The following is a 24,683-nucleotide window of genomic DNA, read 5'->3' on the forward strand; positions in this document are numbered from 1 at the left end:
CCGTTCGAAAGCGCATTCGCCGAAGGACTTGAACACTACCCGCGGCGCTAGAGCCGATTTTCGCTACCGACAAGTGCCCACACCGTCTTGCCCGACGGTGTCGGGGTGGCGCCCCAGGCCCGGCAGAGGGCCGCCACGATGGCCAGGCCGGAGACGATTTCGGCGCCGCGGGAGGCGTCTTCGTGCCGGCCCGGCAGGCGGTCGCTGCAATCCTCCACCGCGACGGTGACGGTGCCTCGATAGCTCTCCACCACCAGGACGGGCGCGCTTTCGGTGTGGTCCAAGACGTTTTCGACGAAGACCGTCCCGACCGTGGTCGCGACCGGAATCAGGTCGCTGTTGTCCCAGTGGGTGAGCCAGTCGGTGATCAGCGCGCGGGCCAGTCCGACACCGGCCCTCGAGGCGGGAAGCTCGCTGCGCGCCCGGCGCCGCAGCGGTATCGGCTGGGTGTACACGGCCTGCAGTGCCGACTCCCGGTCGGGATACACCGGCACGTACCGGCTGACCCCGCCGGCGGCGATCGAGCGCCGGACCTGCGAACGCGCGCACACCAGCACGACCGGCACGTCCGGCCAGACACTCACGTGCCAGCGCGCGCTGGTGAACACCGTCCAGGCCGACGCGGACGGCACCCGCAGGCGGTCGACGTCCACCACCACCGCGCGCGGCTCCTCGAGCGCGGCCTTGACCACGGTGTCGCGGACGGTCCGATAGGTGGAACTGTCCAGCACCCCGTCCGTCACCAGGATCAACACGTCGCGGTGCGGCGATGCGTCGACGCGGACGGCCGGCCCGGACTCAACCATGGGCGTCACCGCGAAGGGGGGCGTGGGCCGCGAGCCGGTCGCTGAGCACGCTCAGCGCCCGTTCGCTTTCCTCGGCCATGGCGTTGTAGCGCAGGGAGACCGGACCGGGACCGGCCTTGTCGGCCATTTTCCGGCCCAACCGCGCCTTCTCCTGCAGGCTGCGCACCGCGACCCACAGCGCGCCGTCTATCTCGGTGTCGCGCGCGCCCAGCAACGCGTCGGCGGTCCAGGCGTGACCGACCTGGCAACGAAAGTGGCGCTCGCTGATCGAAACCAGCGAGCCGTTGCAGTCCGGACAGGTATATCCCGACGGCACGCCCAGGTGTCGGGTGTCGAAGTTGGTCGAGAACCGGGTGGCCATGGCGATTCGATTCTCCAGTTCGAGCGCGGGGTCGGGTTCCACGTCCGGGTCCTCGATTTCTCTCTGGGAAAGCTCCTTGAGAACCGCGCCGATCTCGTCCGCGGCGGCCTGGCGGTCCAGCACGCCGGCGTCCCGTGCGTTGTTCGGCAGCGCCGCGAACATCGCGTCCTCGGGTGACTGGCCAATGGTGGTGCCGTTGCGGGAGCGGATGGCGGCGAGGCCCAGCACGCCGTCGTCCAGGACACCCGAGAGCAGCACCCCGATCGCGCGGGGGCCGTACGCGACGGCGACCGAACGGAACAACGCGTTGATCGCCGGCCGGTACCCGTTCTCGGTGGGCCCCTGCGACAACACCACCCGGTGGTCGGCGACCAGCAGGTGGCGGTCCGGGCGGCCGACGTAGATGTGCGCCGGGCGCAGCGTCGCACCGTCCTCGGCGGTGACCGCGGGCAGCGCCCCACAGCGGTCGATGATGCGGGCCAACACGCTGGGCGCGCCGGCGGGAACGTGCAGCACCACCAGGTACGCGTACGGAACATCCGGCGACAGGCCTGCGGCCATGGTCGAGAGCGCTTCGACGCCGCCCGCCGAGGCCCCGATAGCGACCACACCGCGCAGGTCGCCATTCGCATTGGTCGCGTCAATCACCACCCTCGACTACCCCTACCAAGGGTACGTAACCGCGTGGCCGGTGGATAGGTGCGCTTGGCCCGTCACCACCCCGTTTACGCCCGTGCGGCGGTGGAACCGACCGAAATGGGCACCGACAATTCCGATCGAAAACAGCGCGACCTCGAGGGGTCGCGGGTCCGCCGCGACACCGGATACCTGACGACCCAGCAGGGCGTCCGCGTCGATCACACCGACGATTCGCCGACCGCCGGCGAGCGGGGTCCCACGCTGCTGGAGGACTTCCACGCCCGCGAGAAGAGCGCGGCGAGGGCACTTTCGTGAAGTTCCACTGGAAGCCACGCCTCGGCGTGCACTCGCTGATCTGGGACGAATGCCAGAAGATAGCGGGCAGAGACCCCGAGCACAACCGGCGCGACCTGTGGGAGGCGATCGAGTCCGGCCGGTATCCCGAGTGGGAGCTCGGGGTGCAGCTGGTGGCGGAGGCCGACGAGTTCACGTTCGGTTTCGACCTTCTCGATGCCACGAAAATCATTCCGGAAGAACAGGTTCCGGTCCGGCCGGTGGGCAAGAGGGTACTGAACCGCAACCCGGACAACTTCTTCGCCGAGACCGAGCAGGTGGCCTTCCACACCGCCAACGTGGTGCCGGGGATCGACTTCACCAACGGCCCGCTGCTGTAGTTCCGCAACTTCTCCTATCTCGCCACCCAGCTGATCCGCCTCGGGGGCCCCAACTTTGCGCAGCTGCCGGTGAACCGCCCGGTGGCCGACGTCCGAAACAACCAGCAGGACGGCTACTCTCAGCACGCCATCCCAGGGCCGGTCCAGCCACTACAAGAACACCCTCGGCGGCGGCTGCCCCGCGCCGGCCGATGACGACGTGTTACGCCATTACACGCAGCGGATCGACGGCGCCGCGATGCGCAAGCGCGCGAAGTCCTTCGAGAATCACTACAGCCAGGCGCGGATGTTGACGCGGTCGTGGTGGCGTGCGGGCCCGATTCGGTGGAGACGCTTTCTCGTGACGGCTACGCCATGCACTTCGTGGTCGAGGCCTACAAACACCGTAAGCCGATCGGCGCGTACGGCGCCGCGATCAAGCTCTTGCGTGCCGCGAACATCGAAGCCCGCATGGCCGAGGACACCGACGTTCTCAGTGACCGGCCCGTCGTGACCACGACGGCGGCGGCCGACGATTTTCCCGACGCGTTCGTCGAGGAGTTCGCGGCCGCGCCGGCCCGGCATCGTTTGCTGGGAACGCCAAACCGACCCGGGGCCGGCATGAGCATTGCCGGGTTTTGACTGGTGGGGGGACGGGAATTCTCGCAAACGTCGAAAGGATGGATCATGCCGCGTTCGTCGATCAAGAACGAAAAGCTGTATCAGGATCTGCGCAAAAAGGGCGACTCCAAGGAAAAGGCCGCGCGTATTTCCAATGCGGCCGCCGGCCGGGGCAAGTCGTCGGTCGCGCGCAAGGGCGGCAAGTCCGGGTCATACCAGGACTGGACCGTTCCGCAGCTGAGGAAGAAGGCCAAAGAGCTTGGCATGTCGGGCTATTCGAGCCTGACCAAAGATAAGCTGGTCGCCAAACTGCGCAACCACTGACCGGCGCGGGCCCGGCCCGCTCAGCCGGTGAGGCCGAGCCGGTCGGCCAGCACCAAAAACGCGACCGCGTAATCGTTGTCGGCGGTCCGGGCCCGGATGTGTTCCCAATCCAGCCGTTCGCGCACGGCGCGCACGGCCGGCAGCAGTTTCGTGAAGTCGCAGTGGTGTTCGCCCAGGGAGCGCAGCTTCTGGATGACCACCGTGGTCGGTGGCAGCACCGGCATCGCGATGGCCAGCACGTCGCGCTGCTCAGCGCGGTCCAGCGTCGCCGGTTCCACGCGTTCGCCGTTGATGCGATGCAGGATGTCCACGACCGTATCGCCGCTGCGCGCCTTGAACAGCCAGTCCTCGGGGGGATGCTCGATGGCGAACCCGGCGCCGGCGAGGGTCGCTTCGGCGCTGGCCACGTCGGACTCGGCCACCACGAGATCGACGTCGTGGCTGGGTTCGGGCGCGCCGAAGGCCCACAGGGCATAGCTGCCGGCCAAGGCGAAGCGCGGCCCGTTCTCCTTGAGCGCGGAGGCCGCACTGCGCAACGCTTCTCGCAGGTGCGCGCAGGAAACGGCCACGTCCGTGGGCATTTCGGTCGGTGTCATGGTGCATTGGTGATACCCCTCCCCCGGGGGATGCAACCCGGCCGAACCGTGCGCGGCGCCCCTGTCTTTCGTTTAAGCGGCGGTGAGACGGGCAAACCTTTGGGTTATGTCAGCCCCCGTGTGTCACACCAACCGTGCCCGCCAGGGGGTCGCAGTGGGTTGCCCCGGGCAATCGGAGGGGTCGGCGGCGGGTGATTGCTCGTGACGGCTGGGTTGGTGAAGCACTGGCTGGAGTCCGGACGACTCGAGTTGCCGCTTCCCGCTTCCGGTCGCACCGCCGAACGCTGGCAGCGCCTGGCGCGGCTGGCCGAGGACGACATCGTGGCGGCCCGGATCGCCGAGTCCCACGTTGACGCCGTCGCGATCCTGCACGAACTGGGCGGCAAGCCGCCCGATTCCGGGCAGTTGTGGGGCGTGTGGGCGGCCGAGTCCCCCGACGCCACGTTGATCGCCACCACCATCGGCGGCGGCGCGGTCGTCCTCAACGGCATCAAGGTGTGGTGTTCGGGCGCCGGGTTCTGCACCCACGCGCTGGTGACCGCGCGGCTGGACAACGGCAGGCGGGGCCTGTTCGCCGTGTCGGTGGCCGAGCCCGCCGTCAAGGCGTTGCCGACCACGTGGTGGAACGTCGGGATGGCCGGCAGCGACACCAGGGCGGTGCAATTCACCAACGCCCAGGCCGTCGCCGTCGGCGATCCCGACGGCTATTTCGACCGGCCGGGATTCTGGCACGGCGCCATCGGCGTGGCCGCTTGCTGGCTCGGCGGCGCGCGCAGGGTCGCCGAGCCGCTGTATCGCTGCGCCACAAGCAAATCGGCGGACGCGTATTCGCTGGCACACCTGGGCGCCGTGGACGCCGCGCTCGCCGCGGGCGACGCGATCATGGCCGCGGCGGCGATGCAGATCGACTCGGACCCATTCGACCGGTCCGACACCGCCCAGCTGCTGGCCCGCCGCGCCCGCACGGTGGTGGAACACGCGGCCGACGAGGCCATCACGCGCACCGGCCGCGCCCTGGGCCCCGGCCCGCTGTGCCAGGACGGCCGGCACGCCCAGCGGGTCGCCGACCTGACCATCTACATCCGGCAAAGCCACGCCGAGCGGGACCTGGCCGAGCTCGGCAGGCTCGTCGGGCGGTCGCAATGACCACCATCGAGCGCCCACGCGCAACCCTTCCGGCGAGCAATCGCGCCAAGTTCGCGGCCAAGCCGCTCACCCGCGGCGGCACCCCGGTCCCGGTGTGGCTGGCGGCCCTCGACCGCAAACCGCCGCCGCCGGTGGACCTGAGCGCCTGCCCCGGGCTGGTCGTCGTGGCGCCCCACCCCGACGACGAGACGCTGGGTCTCGGCGCGACGATCGCTGCGCTGGTCGCCGCGGGCGTCGACGTCCGGGTCGTCACGGTCAGCGACGGCGGTGCCGACCGCCCCGGCGCCACACCGCAGGAGCGGGCGCGTGCGGAAATCACCCGCCGGTACGAATTGCGCAGGGCGACAAGCGTTTTAGGTGTCCCACCCCCGGTGTCGCTGGGTTTGCCCGATGGCGAGCTGACCGACCACGAGGGCCGCGTCACCGAGTTGCTCACGGAAATCCTCGAGGCCGCCGCGCCCGGGACCTGGTGCGCCGCCACCTGGCGGGGCGACGGGCACCCCGACCACGAAGCCGTGGGGAGCGCGGCCGCCGAGGCCTGCGAGCGCACCGGTGTGACGCTGCTCGAATATCCGGTGTGGATGTGGCACTGGGCCAGCCCGGCCGATCCCGCGGTGCCGTGGGACCGCGCCCACTCGGTGCGCGTCCCCGGTTGGGCGCTCGAGCGCAAACGCCTTGCGGCCCACTGTTTTCGCAGCCAACTCGAGCCGGGCGGGGTCGGCGCCCCGCCCGTGTTGCCGGCCTTCGTACTGCATCGGCTGCTGGCGGTGGGCGAGGTGGTGTTCGGCTAGCCGATGCGCGTAGCGACCTTCAACATCTTGCACGGCCGCACCCTCGGCGACGGGGTGCATCCCGCGCGATTGGCGGAGTGCGTGCGCCGTCTGGATCCCGACGTGCTTTCCCTGCAGGAGGTCGACTGCGACCAGCCGCGGTCCTCGCTCGCGGACCTCACCGCGGTGGCGGCCGAGGCGATGGGAGCGGTGGAGCACCGGTTCGTGGCCGCGATCTCCGGCACCCCGGGAGCGACCTGGATGGCCGCCACCGGCCACGAGCAGCCGGGGACCGCCGCCTACGGCATCGCGCTGCTGTCGCGGTTTCCGGCGGCCAGTTGGCAGGTGGTGCGGTTGCCGCGAATTCCCGTGCGGTTTCCGATGTACCTGCCGGGGCCCAACCGGGTGATGGTCGTCGACGAGGAACCGCGGGCGGCGGTGATCGCGCAGCTGCACACCCCGTGGGGCGGGCTGACGGTGGCCAACACGCACTTGTCCTTCGTGCCCGGCTGGAATCGGCGCCAGCTGCGCCGGCTGATCCGCGACCTGCGCGGCTTCCCGGGTCCCCGGTTGCTGACCGGTGACCTGAACATGACGCCCGACGCGGTGCGCCGCTGGTCGGGCATGCGACCGCTCGCGGTGGCCGCGACGTTTCCCGCCCCCACCCCGCGCCGCCAGCTCGACCACATCCTGACCGACGACGCCGGCCTGCGCGGCGGCGCCGTGGAGTCCGAAGTGATGCCGATCTCCGATCACCGGCCGCTGGTGGTCGACGTGGAGCGAGCGTGAGCTTCGTGGCTACCCGCCGGCCCGCCCCATCGCGTCGAGTCGACGTTGCACGCGGTCGATGTCCTCGCACGAGGGCATCTGGGCGGTGATCCTGGTGATCTCCACGCCGACGTCGGCGTTGTCGATGGGCAGGCGCTGGCGCCCGATCAGTGTGCTGGCGATCACCGCGGCCTCGTCGCTGCAAAGGCGCCGCGGCAGCAGCGCCAACACCGGCGCGTAGCCCAGAGCGGGCGCGTGGGTCGGGTAACCGGCACGCAGAAACGCAACGACGCTCGTTACCCCGTTGCGCAACCCCATGTTCGACCTCTCCCGCCGCACGGCACCTGCCGTTTGTCTTGCGAGGAATAACCCGGTGCGCCGCTTTGAAACCACCAAAAAGGGGGCCCGGTCCGTCAACCGGACCGGACCCCCCTGGAATCGGCTTACTGGTTTTCCTTCTGGCGCTCTTCGGCGGCCTTGGCGCCGGCGCGGGCGGATTCCGCTTCGGCTTCCTTCTTGCCCGCGTCGCGCTGGGCGTCGGCCTTGTCCTGCTGCGCCTTGCCTTCCTCGACGAGGTCGTCGCGGCCGGTGACGGTTCCGCCGACCTCCTTGACCTTGCCTTTGACGCCTTCGACGACGCCCTTGACGGCCTCCTGCGGCCCGCTCTTGTCATCCCCCATGGGTCGACCTCCCTTTCGGTGGTTACGTCTTGATTCGCATCTACCGGCTTCCCGTCCGGCACGCGGCCAAACACCCTCGCGCCGATCCTGTGCGGATGATCACGCGGCGCATCATGCGAACGAGCGCGTTTGAAAACCCGATTTCCGGGTAGCTCCAGCCGTCGACCGGAAAAGGGGGTGGCGTCACTGATCACCATCGCTGTCATCGGGGCGACCGGCACGGCCGGTTCCCGCGTCGTCGCCAGGCTGCGGGCCCGCGACGTTGCGGTCGTCGAGATCTCCCGCGCTCAGGGCGTCGACGTGGTGTCCGGCCGGGGGCTGTTCCAAGCGCTGGCGGGGGTGGATGTCGTGATCGACGTCTCTCACCCGTTGCCCGCCGACGAGCGGTCCACCATCACACAGACGATGGCCACCGCCACCCGCAACATCGTGGGCGCGTGCGCCGCGCGGGACGTCCAGCGACTGGTGGTGTTGACGGTCGCCGGTGTCGAAGACCCCGTGTTCGACGGGTTTCCGTACTACGAGGCCAAACGGGCGGCGAAGGCCATCGTGCTCGACGGCCCGGTTCCGGCGACGTTCGTGAAATCCACCCAGTGGTACGAGTTCGCCACCAATCCCGCCGCGGTGAGTTCACACGACGGCGAGGTGATCGTCCAGGACTGGCTGATCCAGCCGATCGCGGCCGACACGGTCGCCGATGTGCTCGTCGAGGCGGCCCTGGGTCAGACGCATCCGCCGCGCACCATCGCCGGCCCGGAGGCCGTCCGCCTGCCGGACCTCACCTCCAAACTGCTTGCCCGGCAAGGCGACAACCGTCGCGTCCGAGCCGTGCAGCCCGCGCTCGGCGCGCTCGGCACCGGGGCGCTGCTGGCTTGCGACGGCGCGGTGGTCCTCGGCCCCGACGTCGACACCTGGCTGCACACGCTGGCCCCCGCCGCCGCGGACGGCCAATCGGCCGACGGCGACGGCGACGGCGCTGCGCCGACGAGGCTGCGAGACCATTCCAACACCTAGCCGCACAACGAAGATCGGGCGGCCGCCGGCGGCCGTATTCGGTGTTCGCCATGCCGGCGGCGGCCGGGGCGGCTAGGCTCGACTCAAGTTGAGTCCACAGCTGCCGTTATCCGAGCGGCGTGTAGGACCGCGCGATCGCTCGCCCTGCTCACACACTTCGAGGGGCGCACAGACATGACTTCTTCACCCGAGGGCAGGCCCGACGGCTGCGGAGAACCGCGCAGCCGCTATGTGATCGACTGCGAGGGGGCGCAGGTGCGCGTCCACGCGCGCAGCCTGGCCACCGTCCTGAGCATCGACGGCGAGATCGACGCGTCCAACGCTGATCTCGTCGCCGAGGTGGTTCGGCGCTTTGCGCGGCTCAAGGCCCCGCTGGTGCTCGATGTCAGCCAACTGGATTTCCTGGGCAGCGCCGGGCTTCGGGTCCTGCTGGTCCTCAACGAGGAGCACCGGCAAGCCCAACTGCACAACAACGTCGTCAGCGGGGCGGCGCTGCGGCGGCTGACCGGCATCGTCACCGACCATGGTTTGCCGGTAGTCGCTTCCGTGCCGGAGGCCCTGCAGAACACGCACGAGTTCGTCCACGCGCGCCGGCGGTTCCTCGCGGCCCTGGCCCGCCAGGGAGAACCGCAACACAATGCGCCCTGGCGGCCCGCGTCGACGCCATAGCAGGTCACGGTTTTGTCACGATCGATGTCACGATTGCTTAAGAACCGGCCCCGTTCTCTAAGGAATCTCAGCATTGGCGGGGAAAATTGGTCGCCCACTTAGCGAAAACCGGCCCGATGGCCGCAACGGGGCGGTTGCGGCCCGCAACGCCCGGTGCGGGCCGGCGGCGGCACTGTTCGCTTCCGCTACTTTGGTTTTCGAGGGCTCGGGAACCTCATCGCAAATCACGCGGCAATCAATCGATCGATTCTCGAAGGACAAGACTCATCATGAAAAACAGCAGTATCGTCGCGCGCCGGCGAGTTGCCGGTATCAGCGCGGGCTTTCTGCTCGGGGGACTGACGATGGGCATCATCGGTGCCCCGTCGGCGGCGGCAGCGCCCGACTGCAGCCCGGGCGGTGTGAACGCGACCGTTTCCTCGGCGCAGGGGGCGGCGCAGCAGTACCTGGCCGCCCACCCGGACGCCAACCAGGCGGTCACCGCGGCCTTCGGCCAGTCGCGGCCGGAGGCCGCGTCCAGCCTGCGCGGCTACTTCACCGCGCACCCGCAGCAGTACTACGACCTGCGCGGCATCCTGGCGCCGATCGGCGACACCGAGCGGCAGTGCAACGTCACCGCGCTGCCGCCAACGCTGGAGTCGGCCTACCAGGAGTTCATGGCCGGCTGATGGCACCGAGGACGACCCGCCACAGCGCCGTGGCGGGTCGTTTCGCGTTGCGGGCCTGCGGGTAATTGTCCAGTCAACCAACGGGACTGGAGGTCAAGATGCGGCTGCGACGCAGCGATCTGGCCAAGCCGGGTATCGCGCGCAAACGCCGGGGCAAAGGCTTCGCCTACTACGACCCCGAGGGCAACCTGCTGTCCGACCCGGAAACCCTGGCGCGGATCAAGGATCTCGTCATCCCGCCGGCCTGGAAGAAGGTGTGGATCTCGCCGCATCCCAACGGCCACATCCAGGCCGTCGGCACCGACGCGGCCGGCCGCCGCCAGTACATCTACCACACCGCCTGGCAGCAGGAGCGCGCCGAGGAGAAGTTCGACCGCGTCCTGGAGCTCTCGGTGCGGTTGCCGATGTGGCGGGCGCGCATCGCGAAAGACCTGTCGCGCAAGGGCTTAACCCGCGAGCGGGTGCTCGCGGTGGCGCTGCGCCTGCTCGACCGCGGCTACTTTCGCGCCGGCGGTGAGCAATACGCCGAGGAAAACGAGTCCTACGGAATGGCGACCCTGCTGTGCAGCCACGTGACGGTGCGCCGCCACGGGGTCGAATTCGACTACCCAGCCAAGAGCGGAGTGCGGCGCACCGTGGCGATCGAGGACGCCGAAATCGTTCGGGCGGTGCGTGCCTTGATGCGGCGCCCGCAACGCACCGACCGTTTGCTGGTGTGCCGCGCGGGCTCCGGATGGGTCGACATCCGGTCCGATGACCTCAACGCCCGGTTCAAGGAGATGGTGGGCGCCGAGTACTCCGTCAAGGACCTGCGGACCTGGCACGGCACCGTGCTGGCGGCCGCGGCGTTCGTCGACGCCGACCCGCCCGTGTCGCGGCGGGTGATCAAGCGCGTCGAGTCCGCCGTCATGAAAGAGGTCGCCGAGGAACTGGGCAACACCCCGGCGGTGGCGCGCGGGTCATACGTGGACCCGCGCGTCGTGACCGGTTACGAGCAGGGGCTGACGATCGAGGCCGCGGCGCGCCGCGCCGAACGCGCCCGTCGACCGGAGGCCGCGCAGGAAATCCTGGAGAAGGCCACCCGCATGCTGATTCGGCGAGTTGCCAAGGGCAACAGCGCATCCGGGACCGACGTACTGCCGCGGAGCGCGTGAATTGACCGAAGCGGTCTGACAGGGCGCTCGGCCGGCTGCCGTGGCGCATGATCGGTGACCAACCGCCCACGAATAAGCGTCGCGAATTCGGGTATGCGGAGGACTGTGCGCCGACGCGTGCGCGAAAGCGCTGCTCGGAAGGCTGCCCGGAAAGTCGAACCCATGGCGATCCGGGGTCTGGTTCGGTTCGGCGCGGCGAACACGTCGCGCGCCCGACGACACCCCCACTGTCTGACTAGGAGGGCAGATGTCTAAGCAAGAGGTTTCGGACTACCTGTTGGAGCGGCTGCGGACCTGGGGCGTCGAGCATGTATTCGGGTATCCCGGCGACGGCATCAACGGGATCCTCGCCGCGTTCGGGCGCGCCGACGACAAGCCCATGTTCATCCAGTCGCGGCACGAGGAGATGAGCGCGTTCGAGGCGGTGGGCTACGCCAAGTTCACCGACCGGGTCGGGATCTGCATGGCCACGTCGGGCCCCGGCGCGATCCACCTGCTCAACGGGCTTTATGACGCCAAACTCGACCACGTTCCGGTGGTGGCGATCGTCGGGCAGACCAACCGCAGCGCGATGGGCGGGTCCTACCAGCAGGAGGTCGACCTGCTGAGCCTGTACAAGGACGTCGCCAGCGACTACGTCCAAATGGTCACCGTCCCAGAGCAATTGCCCAACGTCCTGGACCGCGCGATCCGGGTGGCCCTGGCCCAGCGCGCGCCTACGGCGCTGATCATCCCGTCCGACGTGCAGGAGCTGGCGTATTCACCGCCCACCCACGCCTTCAAGATGGTGCCCTCCAGCCTGGGCATCGAGTGGCCGGCGGTCTCCCCCGATGACGCGGCGATCCGGCGCGCGGCCGAGGTGCTCAACGAGGGGAAAAGGGTCGCCATGCTGGTCGGCAACGGCGCCAGGGGTGCCCGCGACGAGCTGATCGAGGTCGCCGACCTGCTCGGGGCCGGGGCGGCCAAGGCGCTGCTTGGCAAGGACGTGTTGAGCGACGAATTGCCCTGGGTCACCGGCTCGATCGGGTTGCTGGGCACCCGGCCCAGCTACGAGCTGATGCGCGACTGCGACACCCTGCTCACGGTCGGATCGAGTTTCCCCTACACGCAGTTCCTGCCGGAGTTCGGGCAGTGCCGCGCGGTGCAGATCGACATCGACGGCCGGTTCATCGGCATGCGATACCCCTACGAAGTCAACCTGGTTTCCGACGCGAAGGCCGCACTGCGGGCCCTGATCCCCCACCTGCGCCGCAAGGAGGACCGGGGCTGGCGCGACACCGTCGAGTCCAACGTGGCGCGCTGGTGGGAAACCATGGAGATGGAGGCGAAGGTCAGCGCCGACCCGATCAACCCCATGCGGTTGTTCTCCGAGCTGTCCCCGCAGCTGCCCGACGACGCGATCGTCACAGCGGATTCCGGCTCGGCGGCCAACTGGTATGCGCGAAACCTGCGATTCCGCGGCAACATGCGGGGCTCGCTGTCGGGCACACTCGCGACGATGGGTCCCGGTGTCCCGTACGGCATCGGCGCGAAGTTCGCCCACCCGCACCGGCCCGTCGTCGTCTTCGCCGGTGACGGCGCCATGCAGATGAACGGGATGGCCGAGCTCATCACGATCAAGCGGTACTGGCAGGAGTGGGCAGATCCCCGCCTGATCGTGGCGATCCTGCACAACAACGACCTCAACCAAGTCACCTGGGAGATGCGCGCGATGGCGGGCTCACCGAAATTCGCTGAGTCCCAAAACCTTCCCGACGTCGACTTCGCGGGGTTCGCGGCCAGTCTGGGCCTGGGCGCGATGGCCATCAAGGACCCCGAAGAACTCGGGGACGCCTGGCGCAACGCGCTGGCCGCGGACCGCCCCACGGTGCTGGACGTCTACACCGACCCCGACATGCCACCGATTCCGCCGCACGCCACCTGGGACCAATTCAAGGCGGCCACCGCGGCGGTGCTGTCCGGCGACGAGGACCGGGTCGGGTTCGTCAAGGTGGGGCTGAAAACCAAGGCGCAGGAGTTCTTGCCGCACAAGAAGAGCTGAGGGGATGACGGATAAGCGAACGCCGGCTCAGTGGGCGTAGACGTTTCGGGCGCTGCGCAGGTCGGCGACGAATAGCTTGTAGGCCTCGTCGTGCGCATCGCTGCGGTCGCGCAGCACCGACGACGGGTGCACCGTCGCAACGACGATCGGCTCCGGCTCCACGCGGACGTCCACGCTGCTGGGGAACCGGATGGCTTCACCGCGCTGAGCCGACACCCGAAACGCGGCTCCGAGAAGCGATTGCGCGGCGGTCGCGCCGAGGCAGACGACCACCTGCGGTCGCACCGCCTCGATCTCGGCGAGGAGCCAGGGCCGGCACGCGACGACTTCCGTGCGGCTCGGTTTCTGATGTATCCGCCGCTTGCCGCCCTTGCGCGTGAACTTGAAGTGCTTGACGGCGTTGGTCTGGTACGTCAGCGCCGGGTCGATGCCGGCGTCGTCGAGCGCCCGCGCCAGCAACCGGCCCGCGGGCCCCACGAAAGGCAGGCCGGCGCGGTCCTCCTGGTCTCCGGGCTGCTCGCCGACCAGCATCAGCGGCGCCCCGGGGTCGCCGTGGCCGAAGACCGTTTGCGTCGCGTCGGCATACAGGGGGCAGCCCTGGCAGCCGCCGGCCGCGGCTCGCAGGGCATCGAGCCCGCGATCCTCGGGCAGGTACTGTGCGGCGCTGCCCGGGGACCTCATGTCCCCGGGCATACCCCTATCGGCCGGCGAGAAACCGCATGTCAGCCCTTCCCATGATGGCGTCGCGGGCCCGGTCGAGCATTGCCGCGACAGGTCCGGCGGTCACGTTGGCCCCCTGCGACTCGACGCCGGCGTGCGGGCCGTTGCGCGCTCGCCGGCGGCGCCCGAGGGCCGCGGCCACCAAAACGCGCCCTGCGGCGGGAAAACACGTGTGATGTGGGCATATTCGGGTAATCCTCTGCAAACGCGGGGGCGAAAGGAGACGCAGCGGTGCGGTGGCGTGTGGCGATGGCCGGCGCTGTTGGCGCCGTCACCGTCGCGGCCGGGTGCGCGACGCCCGGCTCAACGCTTCAGAGCGCGCCCGAGGTGGTGTTGTGGTCGGTCGGCGCGGCGCTGCGCCAGCCCGTGTGGTCCTATCGCACGCACGCGCTGGTCGCGATCACCGACGATCACCGGGTGGCCGAGGTCGCCGAAGGAGCGCGCCCCGACGACGCGAAAACCCGGGTGTCCACGCCCATGGCGACCGGACGCAACCTGCAGATCAGCCAGAAGGACGACCGGGTCGTGTTCGTGCCGCAACCCGAGCGCGGCAGGGTCGCCTCCGTCGATCTCGAAAGCCTGCGCCAGATCAACGATTTCGACGCCGGCCCGGCCCCCGCCTATCTGGCCGAGGACGCCGGGATGCGGAATTGCTTGCGCTCTCGGCCGATGGAACCGCCGTGACGCCGGTGGACCAATACGGGCTCCGCAAGCTGCCGACCGCGCCGATCCCCGACGAGCCCGCGGACAGCATCGACGGCGCCAACCGCGGGCGAAAGATCGACTACCACCTGTACGGAGCGTCGGGAATTCGTTACTACGAAGGCTTTTCGTCGCCGCCTCAGCAACGCGGCGCGCTGGGCATGGACGTCGCGGTCTCGGCCGGCGACGGCGCCGCGGACACCCGCGACTATGTCGCCGGACACGACAGCACCACCCTGTATGCCGTCGACTCGCGCCGCGGCGGCGGGGGGATGGAGGTGCTGGCCAGCGCCCAGTTACCCTCCCCGATCCGCGAACTCGGCACCGACGACACCCGGATCTACGCGGCCACCGACCGCGAGGTGGCGGTGCTCGAGACGGCGAGCTTCACCGGCTTTGCGGACCGCAAGATTCCGGTGATCCGCGTCATCAACTACCGGTCCCGCCTGCCCGAGGGCGCCGCTCGTTCGGCCGCCCTCTCCGGCATGGCCATCGGGCCGCACCGCGTGTACCTCACGCTGGCCGACGCGCCGTACGTGATCAGCGTCGCCAAGCCGCATCTGTGAGGCCGAGGCAGAGGAGAAACCGATGAGCGCAACACACAATCCCACCACCCGTACGGCGGTCGACATCGACAACGACGTCGAACTGATCAGCCAACAGATCAAGGCGCTGCGGGAACTCGCCAAGAAGGACGACGAAGAGGCGATCAGCGAAGGCCAGCGCTATGACTTCAGCATCAGGTGGGGCACGGTGCTGGCCGGGCGGTTGCGCCGGCTCGTGCACTACAGCTCGCTGGGCCGGCTCGACGCCATGGACGAGCGCAGGTTTCAGGCGTTGCGCGACGAACTGCGCACGCTGTCGCACCTGATCGATCGGTTCCGGCTCGCGGCGCCGAACTTCACCGACGGCCCACCTGCTACGGCAAAGCGGTTCCGCCCCCGCCATTAGGCCCGCCGCGGAAATCTCTCTCCGACAACACGATCCCGGTGCGCGGCTTGGCGCAGTCGGGGTTGCGACAGGTCAGCGCGATCATGTAGGCGTCGTGATCCTCGTCGAGGAAAAGGAAGCCCAGGAACAGCGCGTCGCCGACGTCGAATTCCGTTGTCCCGCAGCACTCGCAGTGCCCGCCCTTGGCCGCGATCTGTTCCGCCACCCGGCGGCGGGCGGCCGGGTCCAGGGCCCTCAGCTCGGGGCGCACCATCGTGTCGGTGCGCTCGGCGTCGTCGCTCATCTCAGATCTCCACGTCCTTGTCGTAGTGGACGTTGTCCTCCCGCCAGCCGCCCAGCCCGTAGCCGATGCCGCGGTGGTCGTCGATGAACTCGATCTGGTTGATCCATTTGGCCATCTTGAAGCCGACCTGGGTCTCCACTCGCAGGCGCAGCGGCGCGCCGTGCTTGATCGGCAACGGCTTTCCGTTCATCTCGTAGGCGAGGATGGTTTGCGGTTTGTAGGCCAGTTCGAGATCCATCACCTCGTAGAATTGGCCCTCCCCCTCCGCGCTGGGTTCGTCGCGGCCGGTGTCCTGCATGGTCAAAAAGCACACGAAGCGCGCCTGGGGAAGCGGGCGCACCAGGTCGGCGAGCGCGGCCAGCGGGAGCCCCTTCCACTCGCCGATGCTCGACCAGCCCTGCACGCAGTTGTGCAGGACCCGTTGGCTCTGCGGTTCGGCCAGCGCGCGCAGCGCGGCGAGGTCCAACGTCACCGGCTTTTCGACGAGCCCGCCCACGCGCAGGCGCCAGTCGACGAAGTTGTGCACGGCCATCACCTTGTACTGAGCCGAACACGGCGGCTTGCCGTTGACGCGGTGTTCTTCCGAGATCATCCGTTCCGGATAGTCCTGTCGCGAGTCCAGGGGGCGCAGCAGCATGAGCCGGGCCCGCGTGATGACGGCGCCGAGTATGCGGCGAACCTGGACCGGCCGGCGCAGGCTCCACACGGTGGCCGCGACGTGGATGGCGACGATCGCGCCGATGATCACGAAGGACAGCACGGTTCCCAACGTGACGTTGCGGACCGAGCCGAAAATCATCGACGCGTTGAGCTGGCCCCAGCCCCAGAAGAAGACCATCGAGACGTGGATCGCGATGAAGGCCAGGAACGCGACCAGTCCGAGGAAGTGCAGGCTGCGCGCGGATTGCCGTCCGCCCCACAGCCGCACGAACCACGGGAAACGGGCCTCGATCGCCGGGGATTGCGCCGCGCCGGTGAGGATCTGAAACGGTGCGAGCAGGAAGATGACGCCCGCGTAGGTCAGCTTCTGGATGGCGTCCAGCGGTTCGTTGGGCAGCAGCGGGGGCAGGTTGAACGTCATGTAGGTGAGGACGTCGTTGCCGGCCTCCACGAACGTCGCCCACGAGTGGGGCCAGTACCGGTGCCACTGACCCGTGGCGAACAGCAGGATGTAGTACGACAGGCCGACCAGGACCCAGCCGATCACCGAGATGAAGTGCCAATGGCGCCCCCAGCCGAGCTTCTTGTGGCCGGGCAACGCCACCAGCGGGCTGTAGTCCTCCTCCTCGTCGAGGGTGTCGTAGAGCTTGTCGGTCGGCATGGTCTTGGTGGTAAATCGCGCCCACTCGGTGCCGGGCTTGCTGTCCTCACGCCAATACAGTTTGGGGTGGGTGGACAGGATCTCGATGCCGCTGCGCAGCAACAACGTCAGGAACAGCACGTTGAGCCAGTGGTCGATGCGCAGCCACGCCGGGTAATCGAGCACGATCTGTGTCATCTGCGCCGCCCGCTCAGTCCTCCCACAGCTGCCGGCGCGGATAGGCCACATTGATGCCGAGCAGCACCGTCGCGTGGAGTCCGATGAAGGCGCCCGCGAAGGCGAGCGCAAAGGTCGCCGGCGCGACGTCCCACCGACCGGTGACGGCGGTCAGGCCGGGCAGGCTGGCGATCCGCGTGGCGACGTCAACGCCGGTGACGACGACCGAAAGCGCGCTGCCGAAATACCATCCCGCTTGCGCCACAGCGGGATTGCGACCGAACACCATGCCCCCCGCCAGCAGGCACACCGCGATCATCGCCGCGGCGTACACCACGAAGACCCCGGGCAGCGCGTCCCGGGTGGCCATCGAGTACATCAGGTACGCGTGCGTCGCGACGATGCCGGCGAGCAGGGCGGCGCCCAAACCCGTTACCACCCTGGGCAAGTCGAACGCGACGTAGCCGCCGAGGCTGAGGACTCGAAACAGCCGGCTGCGGTGCCAGTTTTCTGGCCACGACCCGACAGGAAAACCCACATCGCGCGCGTACCCGATGGCGAATTCCTCAAACCTCGACTTGTAGGAACTGCCGTTTTCGATTGCCGGCGCGAAGGGCTACATTCGCGGCAGGGTCGCAGGCTACGGAGGAGGCCGTCGCGTGAATCCTCAGGATCCGCTCGGGTACGGCCCGTTCAGTTACGATCCGCTCGGCCGCGTGCCGCCGGCGGCACCGCCGGTCGCGCCGCCACCGGTCGTCGCGCCACCGCCGCCCCCGCCGAACCGCCGGCCCGTCAACCCGCTCGCGACGCAGTCGTTGGTGTTCGCGTTCCTGTCCCCTCCCGTCGGCGCGATCCTGGGACACCTGGCGCTCGCGCGGATCCGCGGCACGGGCGAGCCCGGCCGAAACCGCGCGCTGGCCGGAGTCGGGCTGTCGTACGCCTTCGTCACGCTCGCGGTCGTCGCCCTGCTCGGGTGGGCCACCCTGACGGCGTTTCGGTCCACCCCGTCGCGGCCCGTGGCGCCGGGCACCACGGCCGCGGCGCCGCCGGGACCCACGGTCGCGCCGGGCGGGGTGGCCAGCCTGCTGGCCGGCGTCGGCGACCTGAAGACCATCACCGATGACCAGAACCTCGAGGCCGGCCAGACATGGGACCATCCGGCCCGCTCCGATCGGGAGGGCACCATCGACCGCCCGGAATGCTGGGGCGCCATCGCCCCGGGGACCCCGGACGCCTACAGCGTCGACGCCCTTTTCGGTTACTACGCGGCGGAATTCTCCGACACACGCAGCCTGCTCAAGTCGGTCCAGGTGATCCAGGCCGCGGCGGCGTTTCGCGACGCGCCGGCGGCCCAGGCGCAACTGCAGAAGCTGCAGGACGGGTGGCGCCAATGCGGCGGAACGACCGTGAGCGTGACCATCCCCGAGGCCGGCGCCATCCCGTTCTCGCTGAGCGCGCCCGCCGACGCCGGCAACGGCATCACCACGCTGGGCCTGACGCCCAAGGGCCTGCAGGTGCGCTCCGCCCGCGCGATCGCGGCCAAGGCCAACGTCGTCGTCGACCTGTACGTCTCCTACAGCGGCACCACCGACGCCGACCGCCCCCGGGCCACGGCGGTGAGCATCGCCAACTTCGTGCTCAACAAGATCCCCGGCTAGGGGTCGCGGCCGCCCCAGTAGGGTGGGCTCATGAAATATCTGGACGTCGACGGCGTGGGACGGGTCAGCCGAATCGGCCTGGGCACCTGGCAATTCGGCTCGCGGGAGTGGGGCTACGGGGAGGGCTACGCCTCCGGCGCCGCGCGCGACATCGTGCACCGGGCCCGCGCCCTGGGCGTCACGCTGTTCGATACCGCCGAGGTGTACGGCCTGGGCAAGAGCGAGCGGATCCTCGGCGAGGCCCTCGGCGACGAGCGCGCCGACGTCGCGGTGGCCAGCAAGGTATTCCCGGTGGCCCCCTTCCCCGCGGTGGTCAAACAGCGCGAGCGCGCCAGCGCGCGCCGGCTCGGCCTGGACCGCATCCCGCTCTACCAGATCCACCAGCCCAACCCGGTGGTGCCCGACTCGGTGATCATGCCGGGGATGCGCGACCTGCTCGACGAGGGGAAGATCGGCGCGGCCGGCGTCTCCAACTACTCGCTGGCGCGCTGGCGCAAGGCCGACGCGGCGCTCGGGCGGCCGGTGATCAGCAACCAGGTGCATTTCTCGCTCGCCCATGCCGGCGCGCTGGAGGATCTGGTGCCCTTCGCCGAGCGCGAGAACCGCATCGTGATCGCCTACAGCCCGCTGGCGCAGGGGCTGCTGGGCGGCAAGTACGGCCTGGACAACCGCCCCGGTGGCGTGCGCGCGGTGAACCCGCTGTTCGGCACCGAGAACCTGCGCCGCGTCGAGCCGCTGCTGCAGACGCTGCGCGAGGTGGCCACGACGGTCGGCGCGAGGCCGGCGCAGGTGGCGCTGGCCTGGTTGATCCACCTACCGGGCGTCGTCGCCATTCCCGGCGCGTCCAGCGTCGAGCAGCTCGAGTTCAACGTCGCCGCCGCCGACATCGAGCTGCCGCAGGATTCGCGTGACGCGCTCACCGACGCGGCGCGCGCCTTCCGGCCCGCCTCGGCGGGGCGGTTCCTGACCGACCTGGTCCGGGAGAAGTTGGGGCTGCGCTGACCGCGGCGACCCGCGACGCCCGGCTCCGCCGCGCTTGCGATCGCCGCTAGGACTGCGCGGACTCCGCGAACGCCGCGGGGCTGGCGGGGGCTCCCCTGGCGACCACGACCGGCATCGACGTCGACGCGTTGGTGCGCAGGATCGTGTGGACCACGTCGATGAGGTCCTCGACGGGCATCAGCTTGCCGGGCATGCAGCCGCGCGAGGCCCACAGGGGGGCGGCCTTCATGGCGAGGTCCATGTCCCAGCCGGTCGTCATTCCCGTCGCCGCGTCGCCCTCGCCTCCCCCGCACTCCCCCACGATCAGGTTGGTGAAGCCGACGTCCGGGTGTTCGGCCCGCCAGGCTTCCACCAATCGTTCGAGGGCGGCCTTGCTGACGCCGTACGCGCCGAGCCCCGGCCAGGGCGGCCCAAAGGTGCCGGCGTCGGAAGCCAGGTAAACCACCTTGCCCGCCGACTCGGTCAGGTGCGGCATCGCCGCCGCCGTGACCAGCGCGGCTCCGATGACGTTGGTGTCGAAGACGCGCCGCCATGTCTCGGCGTCGGTGTCGACCATGGGCACCAGCGGGCCGATGGCCGGCGTGTAGACGAGGTTGTCGATGCCGCCGAGCGCGTCGACGGCGGCGCCGATCGCCGATCGGCAGGAGGCCTCGTCGGTCACGTCGCATTCGACGGCGACAGCGCCCGGTCCCGCCTCCCGCGCGGCGGCCTCGATGCGCTCGCGGCGACGGGCCAACAGCGCGACCCGGTCGCCGCGCTGCGCCAGACCGACGCCGATGCATCGCCCGAGCCCGCTCGAGGCGCCCACCACGACTGTCCTTGACATATTTGCCCTCTCTTGTAACGAGCTGCCGTCGGCAAAAACCTACCGGATACGGCCCGCCGCATGGCGACCGCTCGGCTGCCTAGTTTTGAACGACGGTGTTGCGGTCCCCCAACTTGGCCTGGTACATGGCCGCGTCCGCCCGGGCCGTGATCGTGTCAACGGAGTCGCCGGGCAAAGCAAGCGTGGCGCCGATGCTCAGGGTCGCGGAGAACGTCTTGCCGGATACGTGGATGGGTTCGGCGGCACGACAGCGAATCTTCTCCGCGACCTGGCCGAGCTCGTCGATGCTGCGGACGCCGGGCAGCAGGACGAGAATCTCGTCGCCTCCCGTCCGGCCGACAGTGTCGCCTCGGCGAACGCTCCCCCGGATCCGGGCCGCCAACGTAGCGAGCACGAAGTCGCCGATGCCGTGTCCGCAGGTGTCGTTGATTTCCTTGAAATGGTCTACGTCGCAGAACAAGACGCCGACGTACGTTCCGGGCGGTTGGCCTTGCTCCAGCGCCGAGGCGAGCCGGTCGATGGCCTCGGCCCGGTTCACCAAGCCGGTGAGAGTGTCGAACCGTGCCAACCGTTCGAGTCGCTGCTCCGCCTCGACCTGATCGTCCACGACGCGCACCGCGGCGATCAGGCCGTCGGTGTTGCCCTCGGCGTCGACATACGGCTTACCGTGGCCCTCGACCCAGTGGTAGTCGCCGTCGACGGAGCGCACCCGGAACCGTTGCAGAACCGCTTCGCCGGCGGCGACCCTCCGCAGCGCGGCGATCACCGTCTCGACGTCCCGCGGATGGATGTGGCGGTTGAAATCCGAGCCGGTCCAGCCTTGCGGCGGCCGGCCCAGCGCGGCTTCCACCGACGGCGAGATCCACGCGATCTCGCGGTCACGGAGGTGCACGACGATGTCCACCGCGTTCTCGGCGAGGATGCGATAGCGCACCTCGGCGTCGGCGCGCTCCTTGCTGATCAGTTCCTTCGCTATCAGCAGTTGCTGCTCGCGCTGGCTGAAGTAGAACGTGACCGCCCCCACGATGAGGGCACCCAGCAGTACCGAGAACGTCCACTCCGCATGCTCGCCCAGCCCGAGTCCCAAAAAGACCGGCCGCGACAGCGCAACGACGATCGGAAAACCGGCGAGGATGCCCGCCAGCCGAAGCAGTGACCTCCGGTCGGGTCGGGCGAGCAACCAAGCGACCGGGAACCGGTCGGCGCGCGCCAGCGACGTCGCGGCGGCGAGCAGCAATAGCGCGAAGGCCGTCATGAGTGCCTGGCCCGTCGAAGGCGAGTAGCCCACCAGCGCCACTGCGTTGAACAGGTAGGCCCCGACCGTGACGAACGGGATGGCGCCGCCGGCCGCCATGCACGCGGGCCACACCACCCGGGTCCCCCGATCCACCCGAATCAGTGCCGCGGCGGCCGCCAGCAGCAGGACCGACCATGCCGTCTGCGGACTCGGACGCCCTGGCCAGGTCTGTTGCGACGCCCGCACCGCGTCGCCGAACCACACCTGGTCCAGCCCCGACGGGGACCGGCCCGTCGCGTATTCCACGAGGGTCACGACGGCGAGGGCACCGACCACCAGGGCGAACCCGCGCCCTGCCCGGACACGGCCCCGCGACGGGTGGCCCGACTGTGTCAGGATCGCCGCACTCAGCGCCGCCAGCCACAACGCAGTCCACGGCATCATCTGCGGCCAGCTTGGATTGATCCGGGTCAGCCGGTCGACACCGGTCGCCCACCCCACCCACGCCGCGGCGGCGAGGGTGAAGCCCACCAGCACGGCGATGCGTCGGCACCAGGCCACATCATTCAGGCACGCGTCGGGGTCCGGCGTCTCCATCGGCTGCCCCTTCCTTCCCCCGCCGCGGCGCAACCGACAGTGTGCGCGGACAGGTACCCGGTGTCCCGAGGCAAAGGTCATCAATCTCGGTGCGGAAGGTCACCGATGCCGCCCGGCCGGGGTCCCCCGGCTGAGGATCGCGTCAGCCGGCGTCGGGCGCCTGCAGCACCACCGCGGTGTGGGCGTCCACGGTGAGCGCGCCTCCCCCGGGCACCTCCTCCGCGGGCGTCTCCTCGTCGGGTCCGGTGAAGACCACGAGCTGCCAGGAGGCGCCGAATTCCTTGGGCGGCAGGGTGAATTCGATGGGCTCGTGGTGGGCGTTGAAGCACAGCAGGAACGAATCGTCGAGAACCCGCTGCCCCCGGGCGTCCCGGTCGGGGATGCCGTGGCCGTTGAGGAACACCGCGACCGACTTGGCGAATCCGGCGCCCCAGTCTTCGTCGGTCATCTCCGTGCCCTCGGGGGTGAACCAGGCGATGTCGGGCAACCCGTCCTGGCCGCGGCGGCCCAGCGGCTTGCCGGAAAAGAACCGGCGCCGGCGGAACACCGGGTGGTTCGCGCGCAGCTCCGACACCTTGCGGGTGAACTCCAGCAGGCCGGCGTCGGCCGCGGCCCAGTCGATCCAGGTGAGCTCGTTGTCCTGGCAGTAGCCGTTGTTGTTGCCGTCCTGGGTGCGGCCGAGCTCGTCGCCGTGGCAGATCATCGGCACCCCCTGCGACAGCAGCAGCGTGGTGAGGAAGTTGCGCTGCTGGCGGGCCCGCAGCTCGTTGACCTGGTTGTCGTCGGTCGGCCCCTCGGCCCCGCAGTTCCACGACCGGTTGTGGCTCTCCCCGTCGTTGTTGTCCTCGCCGTTGGCCTCGTTGTGCTTCTCGTTGTAGGACACCAGGTCGCGCAGTGTGAACCCGTCGTGCGCGGTGACGAAGTTGATGGAGGCCACCGGCCGGCGGGCGGTGTGCTCGTAGAGGTCGGCCGATCCCGACAACCGGTAGGCGAACTCGTCGAGCGTGGCGGGCTCGCCGCGCCAGAAGTCGCGGACGGTGTCGCGGTACTTGCCGTTCCATTCCGTCCACTGCGGCGGGAAGTTACCCACCTGGTAGCCGCCCGGCCCGACGTCCCACGGTTCGGCGATCAGCTTGACCTGGCTGATGGTCGGATCCTGTTGTACCAGTTCGAAGAACGTCGCCAACCGGTCGACGTCGTAGAACTCCCGGGCCAGCGTGGCGGCCAGGTCGAAGCGGAAGCCGTCGACGTGCATCTCGAGCACCCAGTAGCGCAGCGAGTCCATGATCAGCTGCAGCGCGTGTGGGTGGCCGGCGTTGAGGCTGTTGCCCGTGCCCGTGTAGTCCATGTAGTAGCGCTTGTCGTCGTCGACCAGCCGGTAGTAGGCCCCGTTGTCGATGCCGCGCATGGACAGCGTCGGGCCCAGGTGGTTGCCCTCGGCGGTGTGGTTGTACACGACATCGAGGATCACCTCGATGCCGGCCTCGTGCAGGGCGCGCACCATCGCCTTGAACTCCTGCACCTGTCCCCCGGGGGAGGTGGCGCTGGAGTACTTGAAGTCGGGCGCGAGAAACCCGATCGTGTTGTAGCCCCAGTAGTTCGACAGCCCCTTGTCGACGAGGGTGGAGTCGTTGGCGAAGTGGTGCACCGGCATCAGCTCGATGGCGGTGACGCCGATGCTCTTGAGGTGCTCGATGATCACCGGGTGCGCCACCGCGGCGTAGGTGCCGCGCATCTGCTCGGGGATGTCCGGGTGGGTCTGGGTGAGGCCCTTGACGTGGGCCTCGTAAATGACGGTGTCGGCGTATTGGTGGTCCGGTGGCCGGTCGTTGCCCCAGTCGAAGTAGGGGCTGATCACCACCGACTTGGGCATGCTGGGTGCGGAGTCGTCGTCGTTGCGGCTGTCGGGGTCGCCGAAGTTGTAGCTGAACAGCGACTGGTTCCACTCGAAGGTGCCGTCGATGGCCTTCGAATACGGGTCCACCAGCAGTTTGTTCGGGTTGCACCGCAGGCCGTTCTCCGGCTCGTACGGGCCGTGCACGCGGTAGCCGTAGCGCTGGCCGGGTTCGATGCCGGGAATGTAAGCGTGCCAGACGAACCCGTCGACCTCGGGCAGTGGGATCCTGCTCTCGGTGCCCTCGGCGTCGAACAGGCACAGCTCCACCCGCTCCGCCACCTCGCTGAACACCGCGAAGTTTGTGCCGGCGCCGTCATAGGTCGCGCCCAACGGATAGGCCCGGCCCGGCCACACTTCACCGGTGGGCGTGGGGGCAAGGGTTTCTGGGCTGGTCATGGCGCATTTGATACCCTACCGGAGCCT

General features: G+C 69.3%; 25 protein-coding genes and 2 pseudogenes. 14 read left to right on the forward strand and 13 right to left on the reverse strand.

The features are described 5' to 3' along the window. Nucleotides 1–47 precede the first annotated feature (47 nt). Nucleotides 48–806, reverse strand: coding sequence for an ATP-binding protein (locus tag MTAB308_RS09140; RefSeq protein WP_077099173.1), 759 nt, complete (start codon nucleotides 804–806; stop codon nucleotides 48–50). Next, the gene (locus tag MTAB308_RS09145; RefSeq protein WP_425436266.1) at nucleotides 799–1,815 is read right to left on the reverse strand and encodes a chemotaxis protein CheB; all 1,017 of its coding nucleotides are present in this window, start codon (nucleotides 1,813–1,815) and stop codon (nucleotides 799–801) included. Before MTAB308_RS09145 ends, MTAB308_RS09140 begins: the two co-directional genes overlap by 8 nt. A gap of 108 nt (nucleotides 1,816–1,923) precedes the next feature. Here MTAB308_RS09145 and MTAB308_RS09150 point away from each other — a divergent pair. Beyond that, nucleotides 1,924–3,084 (forward strand): annotated as a pseudogene (locus MTAB308_RS09150) (catalase). 62 nt (nucleotides 3,085–3,146) lie between these two features. Further along, nucleotides 3,147–3,404: a DUF7218 family protein gene (locus MTAB308_RS09155; RefSeq protein WP_077100077.1), complete on the forward strand. Its 258-nt coding sequence runs from the start codon at nucleotides 3,147–3,149 to the stop codon at nucleotides 3,402–3,404. 20 nt (nucleotides 3,405–3,424) lie between these two features. On the opposite strand, the gene MTAB308_RS09160 is transcribed toward MTAB308_RS09155, so the two are convergent. Further along, entirely contained in the window at nucleotides 3,425–4,000 is a 576-nt protein-coding gene (locus MTAB308_RS09160; protein ID WP_077099175.1) for a nucleotidyltransferase, read from the reverse strand. 201 nt (nucleotides 4,001–4,201) lie between these two features. Here MTAB308_RS09160 and MTAB308_RS09165 point away from each other — a divergent pair, with 201 nt between their 5' ends. From MTAB308_RS09165 to MTAB308_RS09175, 3 genes are read left to right on the forward strand one after another with little or no spacing between them, the layout of a single operon-like run. Further along, nucleotides 4,202–5,146 (forward strand): acyl-CoA dehydrogenase family protein, encoded by a 945-nt coding sequence (locus MTAB308_RS09165; RefSeq protein ID WP_077099176.1) that lies wholly within the window; start codon nucleotides 4,202–4,204, stop codon nucleotides 5,144–5,146. Continuing rightward, entirely contained in the window at nucleotides 5,143–5,937 is a 795-nt protein-coding gene (locus MTAB308_RS09170) for a PIG-L deacetylase family protein (protein WP_077099177.1), read from the forward strand. Before MTAB308_RS09165 ends, MTAB308_RS09170 begins: the two co-directional genes overlap by 4 nt. A 3-nt stretch (nucleotides 5,938–5,940) precedes the next feature. Beyond that, nucleotides 5,941–6,705, forward strand: a complete 765-nt coding sequence (locus MTAB308_RS09175) for an endonuclease/exonuclease/phosphatase family protein (RefSeq protein ID WP_077099178.1) — start codon at nucleotides 5,941–5,943, stop codon at nucleotides 6,703–6,705. A gap of 9 nt (nucleotides 6,706–6,714) precedes the next feature. Here MTAB308_RS09175 and MTAB308_RS09180 read toward each other — a convergent pair whose 3' ends face one another. Together MTAB308_RS09180 and mbp1 are read right to left on the reverse strand one after the other, a co-directional pair. Next, on the reverse strand, nucleotides 6,715–7,002 hold the full coding sequence (locus MTAB308_RS09180) for a DUF3349 domain-containing protein (protein ID WP_077099179.1): 288 nt from the start codon (nucleotides 7,000–7,002) through the stop codon (nucleotides 6,715–6,717). Nucleotides 7,003–7,127: 125 nt separating this feature from the next. After that, nucleotides 7,128–7,364, reverse strand: coding sequence for a microaggregate-binding protein 1 (gene mbp1, locus MTAB308_RS09185; protein WP_077099180.1), 237 nt, complete (start codon nucleotides 7,362–7,364; stop codon nucleotides 7,128–7,130). A 177-nt stretch (nucleotides 7,365–7,541) separates the two neighbouring features. Between mbp1 and MTAB308_RS09190 the strand changes: the two genes are divergently transcribed. The 5 genes from MTAB308_RS09190 (at nucleotide 7,542) to MTAB308_RS09210 (ending at nucleotide 12,910) form a co-directional block, all read left to right on the forward strand. After that, the gene (locus MTAB308_RS09190) at nucleotides 7,542–8,378 is read left to right on the forward strand and encodes an SDR family oxidoreductase (protein WP_077099181.1); all 837 of its coding nucleotides are present in this window, start codon (nucleotides 7,542–7,544) and stop codon (nucleotides 8,376–8,378) included. A gap of 174 nt (nucleotides 8,379–8,552) precedes the next feature. After that, nucleotides 8,553–9,047, forward strand: coding sequence for an STAS domain-containing protein (locus MTAB308_RS09195; RefSeq protein WP_083746489.1), 495 nt, complete (start codon nucleotides 8,553–8,555; stop codon nucleotides 9,045–9,047). 269 nt (nucleotides 9,048–9,316) lie between these two features. Then, nucleotides 9,317–9,715, forward strand: a complete 399-nt coding sequence (locus tag MTAB308_RS09200) for a heme-binding protein (RefSeq protein WP_077099182.1) — start codon at nucleotides 9,317–9,319, stop codon at nucleotides 9,713–9,715. 98 nt (nucleotides 9,716–9,813) lie between these two features. After that, a complete protein-coding gene (locus MTAB308_RS09205) occupies nucleotides 9,814–10,869 on the forward strand; it encodes a DNA topoisomerase IB (protein WP_077099183.1) in 1,056 nt (351 codons plus the stop codon). Nucleotides 10,870–11,116: 247 nt separating this feature from the next. Continuing rightward, a complete protein-coding gene (locus MTAB308_RS09210; protein WP_077099184.1) occupies nucleotides 11,117–12,910 on the forward strand; it encodes a thiamine pyrophosphate-requiring protein in 1,794 nt (597 codons plus the stop codon). A gap of 27 nt (nucleotides 12,911–12,937) precedes the next feature. Here MTAB308_RS09210 and MTAB308_RS09215 read toward each other — a convergent pair whose 3' ends face one another. Both MTAB308_RS09215 and MTAB308_RS28855 read right to left on the reverse strand, forming a co-directional pair. Further along, nucleotides 12,938–13,591, reverse strand: coding sequence for a UdgX family uracil-DNA binding protein (locus MTAB308_RS09215; RefSeq protein ID WP_173842143.1), 654 nt, complete (start codon nucleotides 13,589–13,591; stop codon nucleotides 12,938–12,940). A 16-nt stretch (nucleotides 13,592–13,607) separates the two neighbouring features. Next, complete coding sequence (locus tag MTAB308_RS28855; RefSeq protein WP_157900931.1) at nucleotides 13,608–13,772, reverse strand: hypothetical protein; 165 nt, start codon at nucleotides 13,770–13,772, stop codon at nucleotides 13,608–13,610. Between the two features lie 107 nt (nucleotides 13,773–13,879). Between MTAB308_RS28855 and MTAB308_RS09220 the strand changes: the two are divergent. Further along, a pseudogene (locus MTAB308_RS09220) lies at nucleotides 13,880–14,898 on the forward strand (hypothetical protein). 22 nt (nucleotides 14,899–14,920) lie between these two features. Continuing rightward, nucleotides 14,921–15,283 (forward strand): hypothetical protein, encoded by a 363-nt coding sequence (locus MTAB308_RS09225; RefSeq protein WP_077099186.1) that lies wholly within the window; start codon nucleotides 14,921–14,923, stop codon nucleotides 15,281–15,283. On the opposite strand, the gene MTAB308_RS09230 is transcribed toward MTAB308_RS09225, so the two are convergent. From MTAB308_RS09230 to MTAB308_RS09240, 3 genes are read right to left on the reverse strand one after another with little or no spacing between them, the layout of a single operon-like run. Further along, nucleotides 15,252–15,566, reverse strand: coding sequence for a hypothetical protein (locus MTAB308_RS09230; RefSeq protein ID WP_077099187.1), 315 nt, complete (start codon nucleotides 15,564–15,566; stop codon nucleotides 15,252–15,254). The two genes, MTAB308_RS09225 and MTAB308_RS09230, sit on opposite strands and share 32 nt — an antisense overlap. 1 nt (nucleotide 15,567) lies before the next feature. Beyond that, nucleotides 15,568–17,064, reverse strand: a complete 1,497-nt coding sequence (locus tag MTAB308_RS09235) for a molybdopterin-dependent oxidoreductase (RefSeq protein WP_077099188.1) — start codon at nucleotides 17,062–17,064, stop codon at nucleotides 15,568–15,570. A 13-nt stretch (nucleotides 17,065–17,077) separates the two neighbouring features. After that, a complete protein-coding gene (locus MTAB308_RS09240; RefSeq protein WP_077099189.1) occupies nucleotides 17,078–17,581 on the reverse strand; it encodes an oxidoreductase in 504 nt (167 codons plus the stop codon). 121 nt (nucleotides 17,582–17,702) lie between these two features. On the opposite strand from MTAB308_RS09240, the gene MTAB308_RS09245 reads away from it, so the two are divergent. Beyond that, nucleotides 17,703–18,701, forward strand: a complete 999-nt coding sequence (locus MTAB308_RS09245; protein WP_077099190.1) for a sensor domain-containing protein — start codon at nucleotides 17,703–17,705, stop codon at nucleotides 18,699–18,701. A 30-nt stretch (nucleotides 18,702–18,731) separates the two neighbouring features. Further along, nucleotides 18,732–19,703, forward strand: coding sequence for an aldo/keto reductase (locus tag MTAB308_RS09250; RefSeq protein WP_077099191.1), 972 nt, complete (start codon nucleotides 18,732–18,734; stop codon nucleotides 19,701–19,703). A gap of 46 nt (nucleotides 19,704–19,749) precedes the next feature. Here MTAB308_RS09250 and MTAB308_RS09255 read toward each other — a convergent pair whose 3' ends face one another. The 3 genes from MTAB308_RS09255 to glgX all read right to left on the reverse strand — a co-directional run bounded on the left by MTAB308_RS09255 (nucleotide 19,750) and on the right by glgX (nucleotide 24,656). Next, nucleotides 19,750–20,529, reverse strand: coding sequence for an SDR family oxidoreductase (locus MTAB308_RS09255; RefSeq protein WP_077099192.1), 780 nt, complete (start codon nucleotides 20,527–20,529; stop codon nucleotides 19,750–19,752). A gap of 79 nt (nucleotides 20,530–20,608) precedes the next feature. Further along, entirely contained in the window at nucleotides 20,609–22,363 is a 1,755-nt protein-coding gene (locus tag MTAB308_RS09260; RefSeq protein WP_077099193.1) for a sensor domain-containing diguanylate cyclase, read from the reverse strand. A 142-nt stretch (nucleotides 22,364–22,505) separates the two neighbouring features. After that, the gene (glgX, locus tag MTAB308_RS09265; RefSeq protein WP_077099194.1) at nucleotides 22,506–24,656 is read right to left on the reverse strand and encodes a glycogen debranching protein GlgX; all 2,151 of its coding nucleotides are present in this window, start codon (nucleotides 24,654–24,656) and stop codon (nucleotides 22,506–22,508) included. Nucleotides 24,657–24,683: the final 27 nt, after the last annotated feature.

Origin of the sequence: Mycobacterium terramassiliense, assembly GCF_900157385.1 — a bacterium.
GTDB lineage: Bacteria > Actinomycetota > Actinomycetes > Mycobacteriales > Mycobacteriaceae > Mycobacterium > Mycobacterium terramassiliense.